17 protein-coding genes are annotated in these 18,225 nt (G+C 75.4%); 6 read left to right on the top strand and 11 right to left on the bottom strand.

What is annotated here, in order from left to right; genetic code table 11:
• Positions 1 to 46: 46 nt before the first annotated feature.
• The 3 genes from thrS to KSNIM_RS08575 all read right to left on the bottom strand — a co-directional run bounded on the left by thrS (position 47) and on the right by KSNIM_RS08575 (position 2,961).
• Positions 47 to 1,270: a threonine--tRNA ligase gene (gene thrS, locus KSNIM_RS08585; RefSeq protein ID WP_263102627.1), complete on the bottom strand. Its 1,224-nt coding sequence runs from the start codon at positions 1,268 to 1,270 to the stop codon at positions 47 to 49.
• A 214-nt stretch (positions 1,271 to 1,484) separates the two neighbouring features.
• A complete protein-coding gene (locus tag KSNIM_RS08580) occupies positions 1,485 to 2,324 on the bottom strand; it encodes an SDR family NAD(P)-dependent oxidoreductase (protein ID WP_263102626.1) in 840 nt (279 codons plus the stop codon).
• A 43-nt stretch (positions 2,325 to 2,367) separates the two neighbouring features.
• Positions 2,368 to 2,961, bottom strand: coding sequence for a TetR/AcrR family transcriptional regulator (locus KSNIM_RS08575; RefSeq protein WP_263102625.1), 594 nt, complete (start codon positions 2,959 to 2,961; stop codon positions 2,368 to 2,370).
• A gap of 57 nt (positions 2,962 to 3,018) precedes the next feature.
• Between KSNIM_RS08575 and polX the strand changes: the two genes are divergently transcribed.
• On the top strand, positions 3,019 to 4,755 hold the full coding sequence (polX, locus tag KSNIM_RS08570) for a DNA polymerase/3'-5' exonuclease PolX (protein WP_263102624.1): 1,737 nt from the start codon (positions 3,019 to 3,021) through the stop codon (positions 4,753 to 4,755).
• A 9-nt stretch (positions 4,756 to 4,764) separates the two neighbouring features.
• Here polX and KSNIM_RS08565 read toward each other — a convergent pair whose 3' ends face one another.
• Entirely contained in the window at positions 4,765 to 5,517 is a 753-nt protein-coding gene (locus KSNIM_RS08565) for a cobalt-precorrin-6A reductase (RefSeq protein ID WP_263102623.1), read from the bottom strand.
• A 20-nt stretch (positions 5,518 to 5,537) separates the two neighbouring features.
• Here KSNIM_RS08565 and KSNIM_RS08560 point away from each other — a divergent pair, with 20 nt between their 5' ends.
• A complete protein-coding gene (locus tag KSNIM_RS08560) occupies positions 5,538 to 6,668 on the top strand; it encodes a cobalt-precorrin-5B (C(1))-methyltransferase (RefSeq protein ID WP_263102622.1) in 1,131 nt (376 codons plus the stop codon).
• 9 nt (positions 6,669 to 6,677) lie between these two features.
• Here the strand turns inward: KSNIM_RS08560 and KSNIM_RS08555 are convergent, their stop codons facing one another.
• From KSNIM_RS08555 to KSNIM_RS08545, 3 genes are read right to left on the bottom strand one after another with little or no spacing between them, the layout of a single operon-like run.
• Positions 6,678 to 7,085, bottom strand: coding sequence for a RidA family protein (locus KSNIM_RS08555; RefSeq protein WP_263102621.1), 408 nt, complete (start codon positions 7,083 to 7,085; stop codon positions 6,678 to 6,680).
• A gap of 40 nt (positions 7,086 to 7,125) precedes the next feature.
• Complete coding sequence (locus tag KSNIM_RS08550) at positions 7,126 to 7,869, bottom strand: IclR family transcriptional regulator (protein WP_263102620.1); 744 nt, start codon at positions 7,867 to 7,869, stop codon at positions 7,126 to 7,128.
• Positions 7,866 to 8,936 carry a sugar kinase gene (locus tag KSNIM_RS08545; RefSeq protein ID WP_263102619.1) on the bottom strand — a complete coding sequence of 357 codons (1,071 nt, stop codon included), beginning with the start codon at positions 8,934 to 8,936 and terminating at the stop codon, positions 7,866 to 7,868. The genes KSNIM_RS08550 and KSNIM_RS08545 overlap by 4 nt, the downstream gene beginning before the upstream one ends.
• A gap of 143 nt (positions 8,937 to 9,079) precedes the next feature.
• Between KSNIM_RS08545 and KSNIM_RS08540 the strand changes: the two genes are divergently transcribed.
• Together KSNIM_RS08540 and KSNIM_RS08535 are read left to right on the top strand one after the other, a co-directional pair.
• The gene (locus KSNIM_RS08540) at positions 9,080 to 10,690 is read left to right on the top strand and encodes an N-acyl-D-amino-acid deacylase family protein (protein WP_263102618.1); all 1,611 of its coding nucleotides are present in this window, start codon (positions 9,080 to 9,082) and stop codon (positions 10,688 to 10,690) included.
• A gap of 164 nt (positions 10,691 to 10,854) precedes the next feature.
• The gene (locus tag KSNIM_RS08535; RefSeq protein ID WP_263102617.1) at positions 10,855 to 11,532 is read left to right on the top strand and encodes a bifunctional 4-hydroxy-2-oxoglutarate aldolase/2-dehydro-3-deoxy-phosphogluconate aldolase; all 678 of its coding nucleotides are present in this window, start codon (positions 10,855 to 10,857) and stop codon (positions 11,530 to 11,532) included.
• Between the two features lie 10 nt (positions 11,533 to 11,542).
• Here KSNIM_RS08535 and cobM read toward each other — a convergent pair whose 3' ends face one another.
• From cobM to KSNIM_RS08515, 4 genes are all read right to left on the bottom strand, one after another.
• Positions 11,543 to 12,304 carry a precorrin-4 C(11)-methyltransferase gene (gene cobM, locus KSNIM_RS08530; protein WP_263102616.1) on the bottom strand — a complete coding sequence of 254 codons (762 nt, stop codon included), beginning with the start codon at positions 12,302 to 12,304 and terminating at the stop codon, positions 11,543 to 11,545.
• A complete protein-coding gene (cbiE, locus tag KSNIM_RS08525; protein WP_263102615.1) occupies positions 12,301 to 13,551 on the bottom strand; it encodes a precorrin-6y C5,15-methyltransferase (decarboxylating) subunit CbiE in 1,251 nt (416 codons plus the stop codon). Before cbiE ends, cobM begins: the two co-directional genes overlap by 4 nt.
• A 140-nt stretch (positions 13,552 to 13,691) precedes the next feature.
• Positions 13,692 to 15,065: an ABC transporter substrate-binding protein gene (locus KSNIM_RS08520; RefSeq protein WP_263102614.1), complete on the bottom strand. Its 1,374-nt coding sequence runs from the start codon at positions 15,063 to 15,065 to the stop codon at positions 13,692 to 13,694.
• Positions 15,056 to 15,667 carry a hypothetical protein gene (locus tag KSNIM_RS08515; RefSeq protein WP_263102613.1) on the bottom strand — a complete coding sequence of 204 codons (612 nt, stop codon included), beginning with the start codon at positions 15,665 to 15,667 and terminating at the stop codon, positions 15,056 to 15,058. The genes KSNIM_RS08520 and KSNIM_RS08515 overlap by 10 nt, the downstream gene beginning before the upstream one ends.
• A 215-nt stretch (positions 15,668 to 15,882) precedes the next feature.
• Here KSNIM_RS08515 and KSNIM_RS08510 point away from each other — a divergent pair, with 215 nt between their 5' ends.
• Both KSNIM_RS08510 and KSNIM_RS08505 read left to right on the top strand, forming a co-directional pair.
• Positions 15,883 to 16,401: a hypothetical protein gene (locus tag KSNIM_RS08510; RefSeq protein ID WP_263102612.1), complete on the top strand. Its 519-nt coding sequence runs from the start codon at positions 15,883 to 15,885 to the stop codon at positions 16,399 to 16,401.
• A partial coding sequence (locus tag KSNIM_RS08505; protein ID WP_263102611.1) for an ABC transporter permease subunit occupies positions 16,398 to 18,225 on the top strand: 1,828 nt, incomplete at its 3' end. The genes KSNIM_RS08510 and KSNIM_RS08505, both read left to right, overlap by 4 nt.

Here is an 18,225-nt window from a genome sequence, read left to right as displayed (position 1 = left end):
TCGGGCGGCCCTCGTAGGGGGCGCGGGGGGTGCCCCCACGCGCCCCCTAGGTGTGTTGTCCCACCCGGGCCTCGTCGCCGATCAGCCGCAGCGCCTCCGGCACCGGCAGCGGTCCGACCCGCCGCCCGTCCCGCAGCCGCAGCGAGACCAGCCCGTCGGCCGCCTCCGCCGCGCCGATGACGGCCTGGTACGGCACCAGCCGTCCGGCCCGGACCCGCGCCCCGAGGGTGCCGCCCTGCGGGTCGGCGAGTTCGGCCCGCAGCCCCTGCCGGAGGGCCTGCTGCACGAGCGCCTCCGCCTGTGGCCGCTGCTCCTCGGCGACCGGCTGCGCCAGCAGTTGGACGGGTGCCAGCCAGGCCGGGAACGCCCCCTGGTACACCTCGATCAGGTGGGCCACCGCCCGTTCCACACTGCCGATGACCGCCCGGTGCACCATCACCGGACGGTGCCGGGCGCCGTCCGGTCCGACGTAACCGAGATCGAACCGGGCCGGCTGGTGGAAGTCGACCTGCACGGTGGACAGGGTGGACTCCCGCCCGGCCCGGTCCACCACCTGGACGTCGATCTTGGGCCCGTAGAACGCGGCCTCGCCCACCTCCTCCTCGTACGGCACCCCGGCCTCCTCCAGCGCTTCGGCGAGCAGCCGGCCGGCGCGCTGCCACATCCCCGGGTCGGCGACGTACTTGCCGCCCTCGGCGGGCAGCGAGAGCCGGTGCCGGGCCGGTTCGATGCCGAGCGCGCGGTACGCCCGGTGGATCAGTGCCAGGGCCGACCGGACCTCCCCGGCGACCTGGTCGGGCCGGCAGAAGACGTGCGCGTCGTTCAGCTGGATCGCCCGGACCCGGGTCAGTCCGCCGAGCACCCCGGACAGTTCGGAGCGGAACATCCCGCCGAGCTCCGCCAGCCGCAGCGGCAGGTCGCGGTGGCTGCGCGGCCGGGAACGGAAGATCACCGCGTGGTGCGGGCAGAGGCTGGGCCGCAGCACCACCTCCTCGCCGCCGAGGCGCATCGGCGGGAACATGTCCTCGCTGTAGTGCGCCCAGTGGCCGGAGATCTCGTACAGCTCGCGTTTGCCGAGGACGGGCGAGTGGACGTGCCGGTAGCCGGCCCGCCGCTCCATCTCGCGGACGTACTCCTCCAGCGCGTGCCGTACCGCGGCGCCGTCCGGCAGCCAGTAGGGCAGGCCGGCCCCGATCAGCCGGTCGGTGTCGAAGAGGTCCAGCTCGCGGCCGAGCCGGCGGTGGTCCTTGTGGTCGATGCTCTCGTGCACGACGGTCTCCCTCGGTGATGCCGGGACGGGTGACCGGGGACAGCACGAAGCCCCGGGGCACTCGCCCCGGGGCTTCGGACAACAGGTGTCAGCGCGCCGGGACCCTCTCCGGCGTCGTGGTCGCGGCAGCGCGCTGGTTCTTCATGCCGCCGAGGCTAGCGCGGCGGGCGGGCGAGGGGCACCCGGTTTTCCGCGCGGGCCGCCCGCTGTGCCGTCAGCCCGCCTTCGGCAGCGGGAAGGAGGCCCGCATGACGGCGTCGAAGGCCGCGTCCGGCAGCAGCCGCTTGGCGATCATCGTGCCGCGGGCCATCGCCCCGATCGCGTACCGGGCCCGCGGCCGGCGCACCGTCGCCGCCCGGACGATCACCTTGGTGGCGGCCTCGGCCGTCACGGCGCCGCTGCGCCGGGTGAAGGCCTTGTTGGCGTACATGTCGGCGAGCGCCGTGGTGAACGAGCCGTACGGGCCGGAGCCGTCCGGCATGGTGGCGACCGCAGTGCCGCCGAAGCCGGTGATGGTGGGGCCGGGCTGGACGACGACCACGTCGACGCCGAACGGCGCGACCTCCAGCCGCAGCGAGTCGCTGATCGCCTCCACCGCGTGCTTGGTGGCGTGGTAGAAGGCGCCGCCGGGCGGGGAGAACCGGCCGCCCATCGACGAGATGTTGACGATCCGTCCGCGGCCGGCCCGCCGCATGCCGGGCAGCACCAGCTGGGCCATCCTGACGAGGCCGAAGACGTTGGTGTTGAACTGGGTGCGGACCTCCTCCGGGGAGGCCAGTTCGACCGGCTGGTGCAGCCCGTAGGCGGCGTTGTTCACCAGGACGTCGACCTGGCCGTGGAGTTCCTCGACGCGGGCGACCGCGGCCGTCATCGACCGCTCGTCGGTGACGTCCAGGGCGAGCGTGGTGATGCCGAGGCCGGCCAGGTCGGCCAGCGTCTCGGGACGGCGGGCGGTGGCGACCACGCGGTGGCCGAGCCGGTGCAGGGCGAGGGCGGCCTCGCGGCCCATGCCGGTGGAGCACCCGGTGATCAGGACGGTCTGCGGGGCGGTCATCAGGGAACTGCCTTTCCGGGGGAGTGGGGGTGAGGGAGGGGCTTCAGGAAGACGGGCGGTGCAGCAGGGACCAGACGCACTCCTCGGCGGCGGCGAGGTCTGCGGGGGCCATCGCACCGAGGCCGTCCGTGCGGTGCAGCTTGACCAGGCCGGTGAAGGCGCCGACGGCGAGTGCCACCAGCTGGGCTGCGTCCCCGTCGCGGATCTCGCCGGCCCGTTGGCCGCGCTCGATGAAGTCGGCGGCGATCCGGTCGATCTCGGCGGCCAGCGCCAGGCTGTCGGGCGCCAGGAAGGTGTCGTGCTGCTGGTGCTCCAGGAAGACGAACGCCTCCGGGCGGGCCCCGGCGTACCGGGTGAAGCCCCGCCAGAAGCGGCCGAACTCCTCGCGGACGGTGCCCGCCGGGCCGCCCTCGGCCATCGCCGCGGCCAGCTCGTCCAGCAGAGCCCGCTTGGCGTGCTGGAAGGCCGCGTTGCCGAGCGCCTCCTTGCTCGGGAAGTACCGGTAGATGCTGCCCACGCCCACCCCGGCGCGCTGGGCCACGGCGGGCATCTGGGTGCCCTCGTAGGTGCGCTCGGCGAAGAGGGCGACAGCGGCGTCGATGAGCCGCTCGGCGAGGTCGGGCTTGCGCGGGGTCACGGAATGAATATTCATTCCGTAGGGGTGCCGCTGTCAAGGCCGCCCTAGACTGAGGGCATGGCGCGGCTCAACGACGAGGTCGGCGCACTGCTGCAGGAGTACTCCGACCTGCTCCTGCTCACCGGCGGCGACGCCTACCGGGCACGGTCCTACGAGAAGGCCGCCCGGTCCGTCGGCGGCCACCCCGACGACCTCGCCCGGCTCGACGCCAAGGGCCTCCAGGCCATCCCCGGCGTCGGGAAGTCCACCGCCGAGAAGATCACCGAGTACCTGGGCACCGGCCGGGTCGCCGCCCTCGACGCACTCCGCGCCAAGGTGCCGCCGGGCGTCCGCGAGATCATGGCGATCCCGACCGTCGGCCCCAAGAAGGCCGCCCTCGTCCACCGCGAACTCGGCGTCTCCACCGTCGACGAACTCCTCGACGCCGCCCGCGCGGGACGACTCGACGACCTGCCCGGCCTCGGTGCCCGGACGGCGGAGAACATCGTCCACGGCATCGAGGTGCTCCGGCAGGGCGGCGGCCGGGTGCTGATCTCCACCGCCCTCGCCCTCGCCGAGGAGATCGCCGCCGCCGTCCGCGAGGCGCCCGGCTGCGAGCGCTGCACCTGGGCCGGCTCGCTGCGCCGGATGCGCGAGACCATCGGCGACGTCGACGTCCTCGCCACCGCGGACGACTCCGCCCCGCTGATGTCCGCCCTCACCGGCCACCCGCTCACCGCCGAGGTCCTCGGCAGCGGCACCACCAAGACCTCGATCCGCACCACCCGGGGCCTGCAGGTCGACCTGCGGGTCGTCCCGGCCGAGGACTGGGGCGCCGCCCTCGTCTACTTCACCGGCTCCAAGGCGCACAACATCAAACTGCGCGCCCGCGCCGTCAAGGCCGGCCTCAAGCTCTCCGAGTACGGCCTCTTCGAGGCGGACGGCGGCCGCAAGCTCGCCTCCCGCACCGAGGAGGAGGTGTACGAGGCGCTCGGCCTGCCCTGGATCCCGCCGACCCTGCGCGAGGACCGCGGCGAGATCGAGGACGCCCTGAACGGCGAGCTCGGCGAGCCCGTCACCGAGCAGGACGTCCGTGGTGACCTGCACACCCACACCGACCTCACCGACGGCCTCGCCCCGCTGGAGGAGATGCTCGCCGCCGCCCACCGCCGCCGCTGGTCCTACGTCGCCGTCACCGACCACGCGCCGAACCTCGCCATGCAGCGGATGACCGACGCGAAGATGCTCGCCCAGCGCGAGCAACTGCAGGCCCTGCAGGGCTCGTTCGGTCGGATGCGGCTGCTGCACGGCACCGAGCTGAACATCGACCCGGACGGCGGCGTGGACTGGCCGCCCGAGTTCCTGGCCGGCTTCGACCTGTGCGTCGCCTCGATCCACTCCGCCTTCGGCCTCGACCGGGCCGCGCAGACCCGCAGGCTGGTCCGGGCCTGCGAGAACCCGCACGTCCACGTGATCGGGCACCCCACCACCCGACTGCTCGGCCGCCGTGCACCGATCGACGCCGACTTCGGCGAGGTCTTCGCCGCCGCGGCCCGCACCGGCACCGCGCTGGAGGTCAACGCCTCACCCGAGCGCCTCGACCTCGGCGACGAACTGATCGTCGCGGCCCGCCGCCACGGCGTCCGCTTCGCCGTGAACACCGACGCCCACGCCACCGTCCACCTCGACAACCTCCGCTTCGGCGTCGCGACCGCCCAGCGCGGCCGGCTCACCGCCGAGGAGGTCGTCAACACCTGGCCGCTGCAGAAGCTCCGCCAGTTCCTGAGGAAGGCCGGTCCGAAGGCCTCCGGTTGAGGCGGCGGTTCAGGAGGACTGCGCCGCCGCGAGGGCGGTCAGCCAGTCGACGGCGCCCTGCACGCCGTCGGTCACCGGGACGCCGCAGGGCGTCTCGGGCCGGCGGACGATCACCACGGGCAGGCCGAGCTCGCGGGCGGCGGCGAGCTTGGGCGCGGTGGCCGCGCCGCCGCTGTCCTTGGTGACCAGCACGTCGATGTCGTACTCGCGCAGCACCCGGCGCTCCCCGTCCAGGGTGAACGGGCCGCGGTCGAGCAGGACCTCCAGCCGCGGCGGCAGCGGCCGGTCCGGCGGGTCCACCGACCGGGCCAGGAAGAACGTGTCCTTCAGGTGCGCGAAGGCGGCCATGCCCTGCCGGCCGGTGGTGAGGAAGACCCGGCGGCCGAGCCCCGGCAGGGCGTCCGCCGCCTCGGCCAGCGAGTCCACCCGGTGCCAGTCGTCCCCGTCGACCGGGACCCAGCCGGGACGCCGCAGGACGAGCAGGGGAACATGGACCTCGGCGGCCGCGGTGGCCGCACTCCGGCTGATCTTCTCGGCGAAGGGATGGGTGGCGTCGATGACCGCGTCCGCCTGCTCGGCCCGCAGCCAGTCGGCCAGCCCGACCGCGCCGCCGAAACCGCCGATCCGCACCTCGCCCGCCGGCAGCCGCGGCTCGGCGACCCGGCCGGCCAGCGAGCTGGTCACCCGCAGTGCGGGGTCCTCGGCGAGGACGGCGGCAAGACGGCGGGCCTCGGTGGTGCCGCCGAGGATCAGGACGTGCATCGGAACTCCAGGAGGCGGACGTGGCTGAGGCGGGCGGCCGGGCGGCGCAGCTGAAGAGTAGCGGGCTGCGGCACGGCTGGACGACGGGTGCGTGCGCCACGGCGGCCACCGCAGCCGCGTACACGGCTCTGCTCACCGGGGAGTTCCCCGACCCGGTGGAGATCGTCCTGCCGAAGGGCCAGCGGCCCGCGTTCGCCCTCGCGGCGGAGGAGCTGACGGCCGGACGGGCGATGGCCGGGGTGGTGAAGGACGCCGGCGACGATCCGGACGTCACCCACGGCGCGCTGATCCGCTCCACCGTCACCGCGGGCGCGCCGGGCAGCGGCGTGGTCTTCCGGGCCGGGCCCGGCGTCGGCACGGTCACCAAGGCGGGCCTGCCGCTGCCGGTCGGCGAGCCGGCGATCAACCCGGTGCCGCGGCAGATGATGCGGGACACCGTCGCCGAGGTCGCCGCCCGGCACGGCGGCAGCGAGGACGTGGTGGTGGAGATCTCCGTCGACCACGGCGAGGAGATCGCCCGCTCCACCTGGAACCCGCGGCTCGGCATCCTCGGCGGCCTGTCGATCCTCGGCACCACCGGCATCGTCGTGCCCTACTCCTGCTCGGCCTGGATCGACTCGATCCGCCGCGGGGTGGACGTGGCCCGGGCCGCCGGCCGCACCCATGTCGCCGGGTGCACCGGTTCGACCTCGGAGAAGGTCGCCGTCGCGGTGCACGGCCTGCCGGAGGACGCCCTGCTCGACATGGGCGATTTCGCCGGCGCGGTGCTCAAGTACCTCAAGCGCCATCCGGTGCCCCGGCTGACCGTCGCCGGCGGCTTCGCCAAGCTGTCCAAGCTGGCGGCCGGCCACCTCGACCTGCACTCGGCCCGCTCGCAGGTCGACAAGGGGTACCTGGCGGAGCTGGCCCGCCGCGGCGGCGCCTCGCCGGAGCTGGCCGCGGCGGTGGCCGCGGCCAACACCGGCCTGGAGGCCGTGCAGCTCTGCTCGGCGGCCGGCGTGCCGCTGGGCGACCTGGTGGCCGAGGCGGCCCGGGCGACCGCGCTCGGGGTGCTCGCCCCGGCGCCGGTCGCGGTGGACGTGATCTGCATCGACCGGGCCGGCACCGTCGTCGGCCGGGCCGAGCCGCTGGGCCCGGCGGCCCGCCGGTGACGACCCCGCTCAGCCGATGACGGCCTGCGCGTCGATCTCCACCAGCATCGGCTCCTGCGGCAGTTCGACCATCACGGTCGTCCGGCACGGCTTCACCCCGCCCGGGGCGATGTTCTCCCCGATGAAGTCCGCGTAGGCCTCGTTCATCGCCGCGAAGTCCGAGCGCTTCGTCAGGTAGACGCGGAACATCACCACGTCCTCGACGGTGCCGCCGCCCGCCTCGACGATCGCCTTGACGTTCTCCAGGGTCCGCCGGGTCTGGGCCCGCACGTCGCCGGGGTACAGGTACGCGCCGGTCGCCGGGTCCTGCGGCCCCTGGCCGGAGACCTGCAGGATCGGGCCCTTGCGCACCCCCTGGGAGAACATCCAGGCGGGGGCGGGGGCGCCGTCGGTGCGGACCTCGGTCTTCTCGGTCATGCGGGGGGCTTCCTCTCGCGGGATCGGACTCATGAAGGGATCAGCGGGCGGCGCCCGCATCCGCGGAGATCGCCCGGGCCGCGGCCAGCAGCTGCGGCAGCAGCTCCAGCACCTGCTCGTACCGCAGCACGACGTCCGGCACCGAGACGGACGCCGCGGCGACGACCCGGCCGGAGACGTCCCGGACGGGCGCGGCCACGCAGTTGATGAACGGCTCGTGCTCGGCGTGGTCCTGCGCCCAGCCCTGGGCGGCGACCTGCTCCAGCTCGGCCAGCAGCTGCTTCGGCCCGGCGATCGTGTTCGCGGTGTACGGGGTGTACTCGATCGCGGCGGCCACCCTGCGGCGCTCGGCCGGCGGCAGGTCGGCCAGCAGCACCTTCGCCACGGCGGTGCAGTGCAGCGAGGCGCGCAGCCCGATCCGGGAGTACATCCGCACCGGCTGCCGGGAGTCGTACTTGTCGATGTAGACCACCTCGCCGCCCTCGTACGCGGCGAGGTGCACCGTCTGCCCGGTCGCCGCGCTGAGCTCGGCGAGGTGCGGCGCGGCGGTGCGGCGGATGCCGCGCTGCTCCAGCGCCAGACTGGACAGCGCGAACAGGCCGGCCCCCAGGTGGTAGCGGTGGTTCGCGTCGCGGTGGACGAACCGGCCCTCCTCCAGGCTCTGCAGCAGGCGCAGCACGGTGGTCTTGTGCACCCCGAGGACCTCCGCCAGCTGGTCGAGGGAGCGTTCGCCCTCGCCGAGCTCGGCGAGCAGGCGCAGGGCGCGGGTGACGGTCTGGCTCATGGGGTGGGTGCTCCGAGGTGCGCGGCCGGCCGGGTGAGTACCGGGGACACGATGCCATCCGCGGTCACCCGGGTCGCCGTCCAGTCCCCGTCCGCGGCGTCGAGCAGCGCCGCCACCACGCCGGGTGCGGGCAGCCGGCCGCGGTCGCCGGGGGCGGTCAGGGCGCAGGCCGCGGCGAGGTGGCCGAGCCGCAGCCGGCGGCGCCCGTCCAGGCCGCGGTGCAGGCCGGCCAGGTAGCCGGCGGCGAAGGCGTCGCCCGCGCCGGTCGGCTCGACCACCTCGACGGCGAGCGCCGGCTCGGTGACGGCGGCGCCCGAGCGGTCCAGAGCGGTGACCCGGTGCCCGGCGTCCTTGACCACGACGGTCGCGGGGGAGGGGAAGGCGGCCCGCAGCGCGGCCGGGTCCCCGGTGCCGAGGGCCTCGTCCGCCTCGTCCGCGCCCAGCAGCAGCACGTCGGAGGCGTCCAGCAGTTCGGGCAGCACCTCCGGGTCGCGGCCCCGCCAGAGGGCCGGCCGCCAGTTCAGGTCGACGGAGACCAGCCGGCCGGGCCGCCGCTCGGCGAGCAGCGCGCGGACGAGCGCCAGGCAGTCGTCGGAGAGCGCCGCGGTGATGCCGGTCAGGTGCAGCAGCCGGGCGCCGGCCAGCAACCGGGCGGCGCCCGGGTCGGCCAGCAGCGCGGGGGAGAGCGCCGAGGCGGCGGAGCCCGTCCGGTAGTAGTGCAGCCGGCTGCGGCCCGGGCCGAGGTCGTGCGGCAGCGCCGAACCACCGGTCTCCTTGACGTAGAGGCCGGTACGGCGGTGCGGGTCGACCGCAACGGCCGAGACGTCCACCCCGCGGGCGACCAGATCGGCGGTGACCATGCGTCCGAACCCGTCGTCGCCGACCCGGCCGATCCAGGCCGTCGGCACACCCAGCGCGGCCAGCGCGCACGCCGTGTTGGACTCCGCACCGCCCACCGTGGGCCGGAAGCCGCCCGCGGCCTCCAGCGGGCCGGCGGCGTCCGGCAGCAGCACCGCCATGGACTCGCCCAGGCACACGGCCCACGGGCCGGCCGGCCGCTCCGCCATCCGCCGCACTCCCTCGGTCCGTGCGTCCCCTCGGACGCGCCCGACTCGTTGACCGCTCTTCGGCGTGAATGTTAGAACCGTCGTGGCACTATTCGCAACGCACGTTGCGAATAACGCAACATCGCAGGTGGAAGGTGATTTTGGTGGTCGATCTGGTGATCCGCGACGCCACCGTCGTGGACGGCACCGGCGCCCCGCGCCGCCGCGCGGACGTCACCGTCACCGGCGGCCTGATCGACACCGTCGCCTCGCCGGGCGAGCGCCTCACCGCCCGCCGCACGATCGACGCGGACGGCCTCGTCCTCGCCCCCGGCTTCGTCGACATGCACACCCACTCCGACCTGCGCGTGCTCGTCGAGCCCGGCCACCCCTCCCGGATCACCCAGGGCGTCACCTGCGAGGTCCTCGGCCAGGACGGCCTCTCCTACGCACCCGTCGACGACACCACCCTGCCCGCGCTGCGCCGCCAGCTCGCCGGCTGGAACGGCGACCCCGAGGGCTTCGACTGGTCCTGGCGCACCGTCGGCGAGTACCTCGACCGGCTCGACACCGGCACCGCCGTCAACACCTGCTACCTGGTGCCGCACGGCACCGTCCGGATGCTCGCCATGGGCTGGGACGACCGCCCGCCGACCCCGGCCGAACTCGACCGGATGCGCGCCCTGGTGGCCGACGGCCTGGACGAAGGCGCGGTCGGCCTGTCCAGCGGGCTCAGCTACCCGCCCGGCATGTACGCCGGGACGGCCGAACTGACCGCCCTCTGCGAGGTGGTGGCCGCCGCCGGCGGCTTCCACGCACCGCACCAGCGCTCCTACGGCGCCGGCGCGCTGGAGGGCTACGCCGAGATGATCGCGATCGCCCGCGCCTCCGGCTGCCCGCTGCACCTCACCCACGCGACCATGAACTTCGAGGTCAACCGCGGCCGGGCCGGCGAACTCCTCGCCCTGGTCGACGCGGCCCTCGCCGAGGGCCTCGACATCACCCTCGACAGCTACCCCTACCTCCCCGGCTCGACCACCCTCGCCGCACTGCTGCCCGGCTGGGCGGCCGCCGGCGGGCCGGACGCGACCCTCGCCCGGCTCGGCGACCCGGCCGCCCGCGAGCGCATCCGCACCGCCCTGGAGGAGACCGGCAGCGACGGCTGCCACGGCGTCACCGCCGACTGGCACACCGTCCAGATCTCCGGTGTGGGCGACCCGGCGCTCGCCGACCTGGTCGGCCGGACCGTCGCCGAGGTCGCCGCCGCGCACGGCACCACCGGCACCGGGGCCTTCCTCGACCTGCTGCGGCGCGACCGCCTCGCCACCACGATCCTCCAACACGTCGGCGACGAGGCGAACGTCCGCGCGGTGATGCGGCACCCCGCGCACACGGTCGGCAGCGACGGCCTGCTCGTCGGCGACCGGCCGCACCCCCGGGCCTGGGGCACCTTCGCCCGCTACCTCGGCCATTACGGCCGGGACGAGGGCGTGCTCACCCTGGAGGAGACGATCGCCCGGATGACCGGCCGCCCGGCCCGGCGGCTCCGGCTCCACCGCCGCGGCCTCGTACGGCCCGGCCACCACGCCGACCTGGTGCTGCTCGACGCCGAGACCGTCCGCGACACCGCCACCTTCGACCGGCCGCGCCGACCCGCTGCCGGCATCGCCCACGTCTGGGTCAACGGCACCGCCGTCCTCCGCGACGGCCACCCGACCGGAGCCCTCCCCGGCCGCACCCTGCGCCGCACCGCCGACGGCACGCGTGCCCGGTGAACCGCCGCACGCGCCAGGCCCGCCCGACCGATCGGGGCCCCGTGACGTCGGCGGCCGCCGCCGTTCCGTGCGGCCCGGTCACCGCCGGGGCCCGGAACCGTGAGCCCGCCGCCCTGCCCCGACACCGCTTTGCACCGCCCGGCCGACCGAGGAGACCCGATCCCGTGACCGCATCCGCCGACTCCGCCGTGACCGGCACCGCCGCCGCGGCGTCCGCAGCCCTGCGGGCCGCGCTCGCCGCCGAGCGGGTGATCGCCGTGGTCCGCGCACCGCGGATCCCGGACGCCGCCGAGCTGTGCGCGGCGCTCGCCGCCGGCGGCATCGACCTGGTCGAACTCACCTTCACCACACCGGAGGTGACCGCGCATCTGCGGCGCGCGGCCGGGGCCGGGCACCGGATCGGGGTCGGCACGGTGCTCACCGCCGAGCAGGCCGGGCGCGCGGTGGACGCCGGCGCCGGCTTCCTCGTCACCCCGGGCTGCCGCCCCGAGGTCGCCGCCGCGGCCGCCCGGGCCGCCGTCCCGGTCGTCCTCGGCGCCCTCACCCCGACCGAGGTCGCGCACGCCGTCGACCTGGGCGCCGCCGCGGTCAAGATCTTCCCGGCCCGCACCTTCGGCCCCGGCTACTTCGCCGACCTGCGCGGCCCCTACCCCGACGTCCCGCTGGTCGCCTCCGGCGGCGTCGACGCCGGCAACGCCGCCGCCTTCCTGGGCCGCGGCGCCCTCGCCGTCTGCGCCGGTTCCGAGGTCGTCCCCCCGGCCGCCGTGGCCGCCGCCGACTGGCCGGAGATCACCCGCCGGGCCCGGGCCTTCATGACGGCCCTGGCGGAGCCCACCGGATAGTCGGGGCCGCTCAGGCGTCGCAGGGCTCGTGCGGCCGCTCACGCTCGGGCGAGTAGAGGTGGCTGTCGCGGAACTGCTCGGCACCGAGGGTCCGGCCGACGAGGATGACGGCGGTCCGCAGCACACCGGCGGCCTTCACCTGCTCGGCGATGTCGCCGAGGGTGCCGCGCAGCACGAGCTCGTCCGGGCGGCTGGCCATCGCGACGACGGCGGCCGGGCAGTCGGCGCCGTAGTGCGGCAGCAGCTCCTCGACCACGCCGTCGACGTAGCGGGCGGCGAGGTGCAGCACCAGCAGGGCTCCGCTGCGGCCGAGGGTGGCGAGGTCCTCGCCCTCGGGCATGGGGGTGGCCTGGCGGGCGACCCGGGTGAGGATCACGGTCTGACCGACCGTCGGCACGGTCAGTTCGCGCTTGAGCGCGGCCGCCGCCGCGGCGAAGGCCGGCACCCCCGGCACCACCTCGTACGGGATGCCGAGCGCGTCGAGCCGCCGCATCTGCTCGGCGACGGCGCTGAACACCGAGGGGTCGCCGGAGTGCAGCCGGGCCACGTCCTGCCCCTCCTCGTGGGCGCGGGCGATCTCGGCGACGATCCGGTCGAGGTCTAGGTTGGCGGTGTCCACCAGCCGTGCGTCCGGCGGGCATTCGGCGAGCAGTTCGCGCGGCACCAGGCTGCCCGCGTACAGGCACACCCCGCAGGCGGCCAGCGTGCGCTGCCCGCGGACGGTGATCAGGTCGGCGGCACCGGGGCCGGCCCCGATGAAGTAGACGGTCACTGCTCCTCCTCCACGCCGGCCCGGCCGGCCTCGGACGTCTTGACGGCCGACCACTGGGTGACCGGCATGGCCTGCCGCCAGCCGGTGAACCCGCCGACCGGTACGGCGTGCGCGACCGCCAGTTTCACCAGCTCGCCGCCGTGCCGGCGGTACCACCGGGTCAGCAGCGCCTCGGACTCCAGCGTGACGGTGTTGGCGACCAGTCGGCCGCCCGCCGGCAGCGCGTCCCAGCAGGCCTGCAGCAGCCCGGGCGCGGTCAGCCCGCCGCCGATGAACACGGCGTCCGGCACCGGCAGTCCGGCCAGTGCGTCGGGCGCCCGGCCGGTGACCACCTCCAGCCGCGGCACGCCGAGCCCGGCGGCGTTGCGCCGGATCCGGTCGGCCCGGACGTCGTCCCGCTCCACGCTGACGGCCCGGCAGCTGCGGTGCGCCCGCAGCCACTCCACGGCGATCGAGCCGGAGCCGCCCCCGATGTCCCACAGCAGTTCGCCGGCCGCGGGCGCGAGCGCGGCGAGAGTCGCGGCCCGGACGTGGCGCTTGGTCAGCTGGCCGTCGTGCTCGTACGCGTCGTCCGGCAGTCCGGGAACGAGCTGCGCCCGCGGGCCCGCGCACTCCACGGCGACGATGTTCAGCGGGTCGGCGGCCGGGTGCGGCCAGTCGGCGGCGGTGCCGTGGAGCAGGCGCTCGCGCCCGCCGCCGAGCTGTTCGAGCACCTGCATCCGGCTGGCGCCGAAGCCGCGTCCGGTGAGCAGCGCGGCGACCTCGGCCGGGGTGTCGGCACCGGCGCTGAGGACCAGCAGCCGCCGGCCGTCGGACAGCGCCGCGTTCAGGTTCGCCAGCGGCCGGCCGACCGCGCTGACCACCTCGGTGTCCTCCTGCGGCCAGCCGAGGCGTGCGCAGGCGTAGGCGACGGAGGAGGGGTGCGGCAGCACGTTCAGCCGTTCGGGGCCGACCGTCTCGGCCAGGGCGCGCCCGATGCCGTAGTACATCGGGTCGCCGCTGGCGAGGACGCACAGCCGCCGGTCGCCGTGCTCGGCGAGCAGGCCCGGTACGGCGGGGCGCAGCGGGCTCGGCCAGGGCACCCGTGCGGCGGTGACCTGAGGCGGCAGCAGCTCCAGCTGGCGCGGTCCGCCGAGGACGGTCGCGGCCCCGAGCAGGGCCTCCCGGGCGGCGGGCGCGAGGCCCTCCCAGCCGTCCGCACCGACCCCGACGACGGTGATCACGGACGCGGGCACGGCGGTGGCCAAGGGGACTCCTTGCAGCTCGGACGGGGCAGCGGCAGCCTACCGGCCGCATCCCGCCCCGTCGCCGGCCGAAAGCCGAACCCGCCCCCGATCACCTGCGACGTTCACCACACCGCGGCCCGCGGCGGCGTCCCCGGCCCACCTCACGGCCGGTACGGCAACTGCGGGACGTCGTAGCAGTTGGTGTCCATGTCCGGCACCTGGGTGACCCATCCGCCGTGCCCGCCCTCGGCGGAGTCCTCCCAACGGGCGGCGTCGAGGCAGGCCCGGAGCAGCCCCGTCGGCCGCGGGGTCGGCACGAAGGAGGCCGGCAGCAGCAGGCCGTGGGCGTCGTAGGGGGTGCTGCGGTTCATGAAGTCCTCCACGCAGCCGCGGGTGAGGTCGGCGCCGCAGGAGTCCATCGCGTCGGTGAGCCACTGCGCGCCGGCCCAGCCCTCCAACTCCCAGGCGGAGAGCAGCCCTTCGCGTTCGGGGTAGTACTTGGCCATCGCGTTGCGGAAGGCCCGGACGGCGGGCTGCCGGGTGTCCTCGTAGTTCTGGCTGGAGGAGGTCGCCCACAGCACGGACCGGCAGCCGGGGGAGTCCTTGTAGTCGGTGCCGACCGTCGCCGTCCAGTTCTGCACGTTCGTCACCTTGGCCTTGAGGTACACCCCGGCGGCGTCCAGGGCCTGGCAGAGCCCGGCGTTGCCGCGGGTGTCCATGGCGTCGAAGAGCAGCTCGGTGCCGTCGGCCTTCATCGCCGCGGCGACCGACTGGAAGCCGGGCAGCGCCAGATCGACGGTCTGGTCGAGCACCCGGTACCCCTCGGCCTTCAGCGCCTCGGTCACCTGCCGGGCGTAGCGGGCCGAGTCGGCCTGGTCGTAGGCGACGACGGCGGCGCTGCGGGCGCCGAGCTTCTCCTTGAAGAAGCGGTAGACCTCGGTGCTCTGGTAGAGGACGCCGTCCCAGCCGACGGAGCGGCCGTCCCGCGGGGCGCTGCTGCCGTAGATGCCGTACAGGTGCGGCCACTGGTCGTAGGCGGTGCCGATCGGCTGGCCGCCGACGTCCGGCACGCCCTTGCTGCTCACGTACGGGGCGCCGGCGTAGACCAGGACGCTGCCGGAGACCAGGGCGAAGACCTTCTCCTTGTCGATCATCCGGTGGACGCAGTCCTGGTTGCCGATGCCGCTGCCGCCGTCGTCGCAGGTGACGACCTGGACCGTCCGGCCGTGCAGTCCGCCGGCGTCGTTCAGGGCCTTGAAGAAGGCGAGGGCGCCGAAGCGCGGCCCGGCGAAGGTCTCCGAGCCGACCGGGCTGGTAAGCGAGGTGATGATGCCGATCTTGACGCTGCGGGCGTCGGCGCCGGTGTCGGTGGTCCGGTCGGCGGTGCCGCCGGCCGGCGGTGTGCCGAAGGCGCTCTCCGGGAGCCGGCTGCCGCAGCCGGCGACGGTCAGCAGCAGGGCGGCCGAGGCCGCGAGCACGGCGGTGCGGGCGGCCGCGGCGTGCCGGGCCGCCCGCCGGAGCCGGGTCAGCTGCATCCCGGGATCGTCGTGCCGCCGGCCTGGGCGACCAGCCCGCACAGGGTGCTGGTGGACACCTTCCAGGTGCCGTTGTCCAGCACGGCCTGCCCGCTCGCGGCCGGTTCGACCGTCTGGCCCTGCAGCGTCAGCGTGTACGTCACCGTCGCGGCCGAGTCGGAGGTGAACTGGACGTCGGTCACCGTGGCCTTGACCTGGCCGACCCGCGGGTCGTTGGCGAAGCCCTGCAGCGCCGGCTGGAGCGCCTCGCCGTTCTGCAGCAGGGCGGCCCGGTCGGCGATCGGCGTCGCCGGGTCGAAGAACTTCTCCCAGTTGGTCTTGATCTGCGTCTTGGCGGCCTCCGCGTCGGCCGGTGCCGAGCCGCCGCCGGTCGGCGACGCAGCTGCCGAGGTCGTGGCGGGTGTCGAGGGGGACGGCGAGGAGGACCCGGAGGAACTGCTGCTGCTGCAGGCCGCCGCGAACAGCAGGGCCAGCACGGCCAGCACCGCCGCCGCGAGCCGGGCGGCCGCGCCGACCCGACGGGTTGCGGGGGTACGGCCGTCCGGGTGGGCGGCGCGGCCGGGGCCGGCCTCGTGGATCGACTCGCCAGGGTTGTTGCGCATGGGTTGCTCACCGCGTTCTTCCCGACCGCAGGGCCGCCCTCCCGCTGGTGGCCCCGGTCGCTCGTGTCGTGGCTGCTCTGGGTCGGTGTCTCGGTCCGTGCTGCGGCGCCAGATGCCGCAAGTGACACTATGAAGGCCGATAGGCGGACGAACCGCAAGAGGAGCTGACAGAACAGTAGAATATCGAGAAATCTGGACAGTACGGAGAAATCTGGATGAACCGGATTCCCCGGCCGAGCGCCGCCGGGCTGCTGCGGGCACTGCGCGAATGGCCCGGCTGGTTCACGCTCGCAGCCGGCGCGGTGCTCTGCGTGCTCGGCTGGTACGGCGTCTCCGGGGAGGAGCTCGCGGCCCGTCAGCTGCCCTACATCGCCTCGGCCACCGTCCCCGGCGCCGCCATGATCGTCGCAGGCACCGTTCTCATCGCCGTCCGCCGCCCCGGCGCCGGTCCGGGCGAGCCGGCGGACCGGCGGCTCGACCAGCTCTATGCGCTACTGGTCACCGAGGCCCCGGCGGCCGCGGCCGACGAGGGCGAGGCCGGCCCGCCGGTCGGCCTCCCCGACGGCACCCTCTACCACCGCCGGGACTGCCCCCTGGTCGCCGGCAAGACCGGTGCCGAACCGCTGGACGCCGAGGCTGTCCGGGAGCGCGGCCTCAGCCCCTGCCCGGTCTGCGACCCCGAACCGCCCCGGGCAGCCGGACCCGCCGTGGACCCCGGGCCCCCGAGCGGGTGAGCGACAGCCTCGGCCTCACCGCCGACCTCGCCCTCGCCGGCCTCTCGGTCGGCAGCGCCGCCGCGCTCAGCGGCGTCGGCCTGGTCGTCACCCACCGCGCCACCGGCGTGCTCAACCTCGCCCAGGGCGCCCAGGCCGTCGCCACCGCCTACCTGCTCCGCGAACTCGTCGTGGTCCGCGGCTGGCCGCTCTTCCCCGCGGCCGCCTTCTGCCTGCTGATCGCCGCCCCCGCCTTCGGCGTCCTGCTCGACGCCGCCGTCTTCCGCCCGCTGCAGCGCCGCGGCGCCGGAGCCGGCGAGACGATGGTCGCCGGCATCGGCGTGTTCGTGCTGCTGATCGGCACCGTCATCCTGCTCTGGGGCACCGCCCCGTTTGCCGACGCCCCCGCGCTCGTCCGGCCCGAGCACCTCGCCGACCTCGGCGGCCACGTCCTGCGCCTGGACACCGCCGTCCAACTGGCCGTCCTGCTCGCGGTGGCCGGCGGCGTCGGACTCGTCACCCGGTACACCGCCTTCGGCACCCGGCTGCGCGCCGTCGTCGACAACCGCGGCCTCGCCGAACTCGCCGGGATCGACGCCGACCGGATCTCCGCCACCGGCTGGGCCTTCGGCTCCTTCACCGCCGGACTGGTCGGCATCCTGCTCGCCCCCTCCCTGCTGCTCGACCCGTACGGCCTGCCGCTGCTCGTCATGGAGACCATGGCCGTCGCCGTCGCCGCCCGGCTGCGCAGCCTGCCCGTGGCGGTCGTCACCGGACTCGCGCTGGGCGTCGCGCAGAGCGAACTCACCCGGCTGCGCCCCGCCGGGCAGCTGCTGCCGCTCGCCCAGGCCGTGCAGGCCAACCTGTTCACCGTCGCCCTGCTCGTCGCGGCCCTGCTGCCGTGGCGCGGTGCGGTCGACGACACCGGACTCGCGCCCGCCGGGGCCCCGCGGATCGAACGCGGCTCGGCCGCCGTGAAGGCCGTCTGCACCGTCCTCCTGCTGCTGCCGCTCGGCTTCCGCAACGACGACCTGCGGCACGCCCTCGCCGTACCCGCACTGGCCCTGGTGCTGCTCTCCGTCGTCGTGGTCACCGGCTACGGCGGACAGGTCTCCCTCGGCCAGGCAGGGTACGCGGGCCTCGGCGGGCTCGGGACGGCCCTGCTGATGTCCGGCCGGGTGCCCGGAGTGCTGCCGATGCCGGCCGTCCCCGCCCTGCTGCTGGCGGTCGCCGTCACCGTGCCGCTCGGCCTGCTGACCGGCTGGCCCGCGATCCGCCGCCGCGGCCTCGCCCTCGCCCTGGTCACCTTCGCCGTCGGCACCGCGCTCAGCAGGCTCGTCTTCAACCAGCCGTACGCCACCACCGGCCTCGTCGTCGAACGCCCGGAGTTCCTCGCCGGCGACGGCACCTTCTACACCGCCGAACTGGTCCTGCTCGGCGCCGGGCTGCTGCTGGTGCGCAACCTCCACCGCGGCCGGCTCGGCCGGGCCCTCACCGCGATGCGCGACCACCAGGCCGGGGCCTCGGCCTCCGGGGTCGACGTGCCCCGGCTGAAACTCCTGGTTTTCATGGCCGGCGCCGGACTCGCCGCCCTCGGCGGCGGACTGATGACCCTCGCCGGACGCGCCTTCTCCGCCACCGCCTTCGACCCGATCCAGGGCCTGCTCTGGTTCGCCACCGTGGTGGTGGCGGGGGCGGACAGCGCGGTGGGCGCGGTCCTCGCCGCAGCCCTCCTGGTCGGCCTCGACACCGGCACCGTCCCCGGCATCTCCGCCGTCGTGGTCGGCGGCCTCGCCACCGCTCTCGGCCGCATGCCCGGCGGCCTGGCCGGCGTCGCCCGCCGCC

The sequence above is a fragment of the Kitasatospora sp. DSM 101779 genome, assembly GCF_025655475.1.
In the GTDB taxonomy this organism is placed as follows: domain Bacteria; phylum Actinomycetota; class Actinomycetes; order Streptomycetales; family Streptomycetaceae; genus Kitasatospora.
The sequence above is the reverse complement of the archived record's forward strand: the minus strand, read 5'-3'. Positions and strand labels throughout refer to the sequence as shown.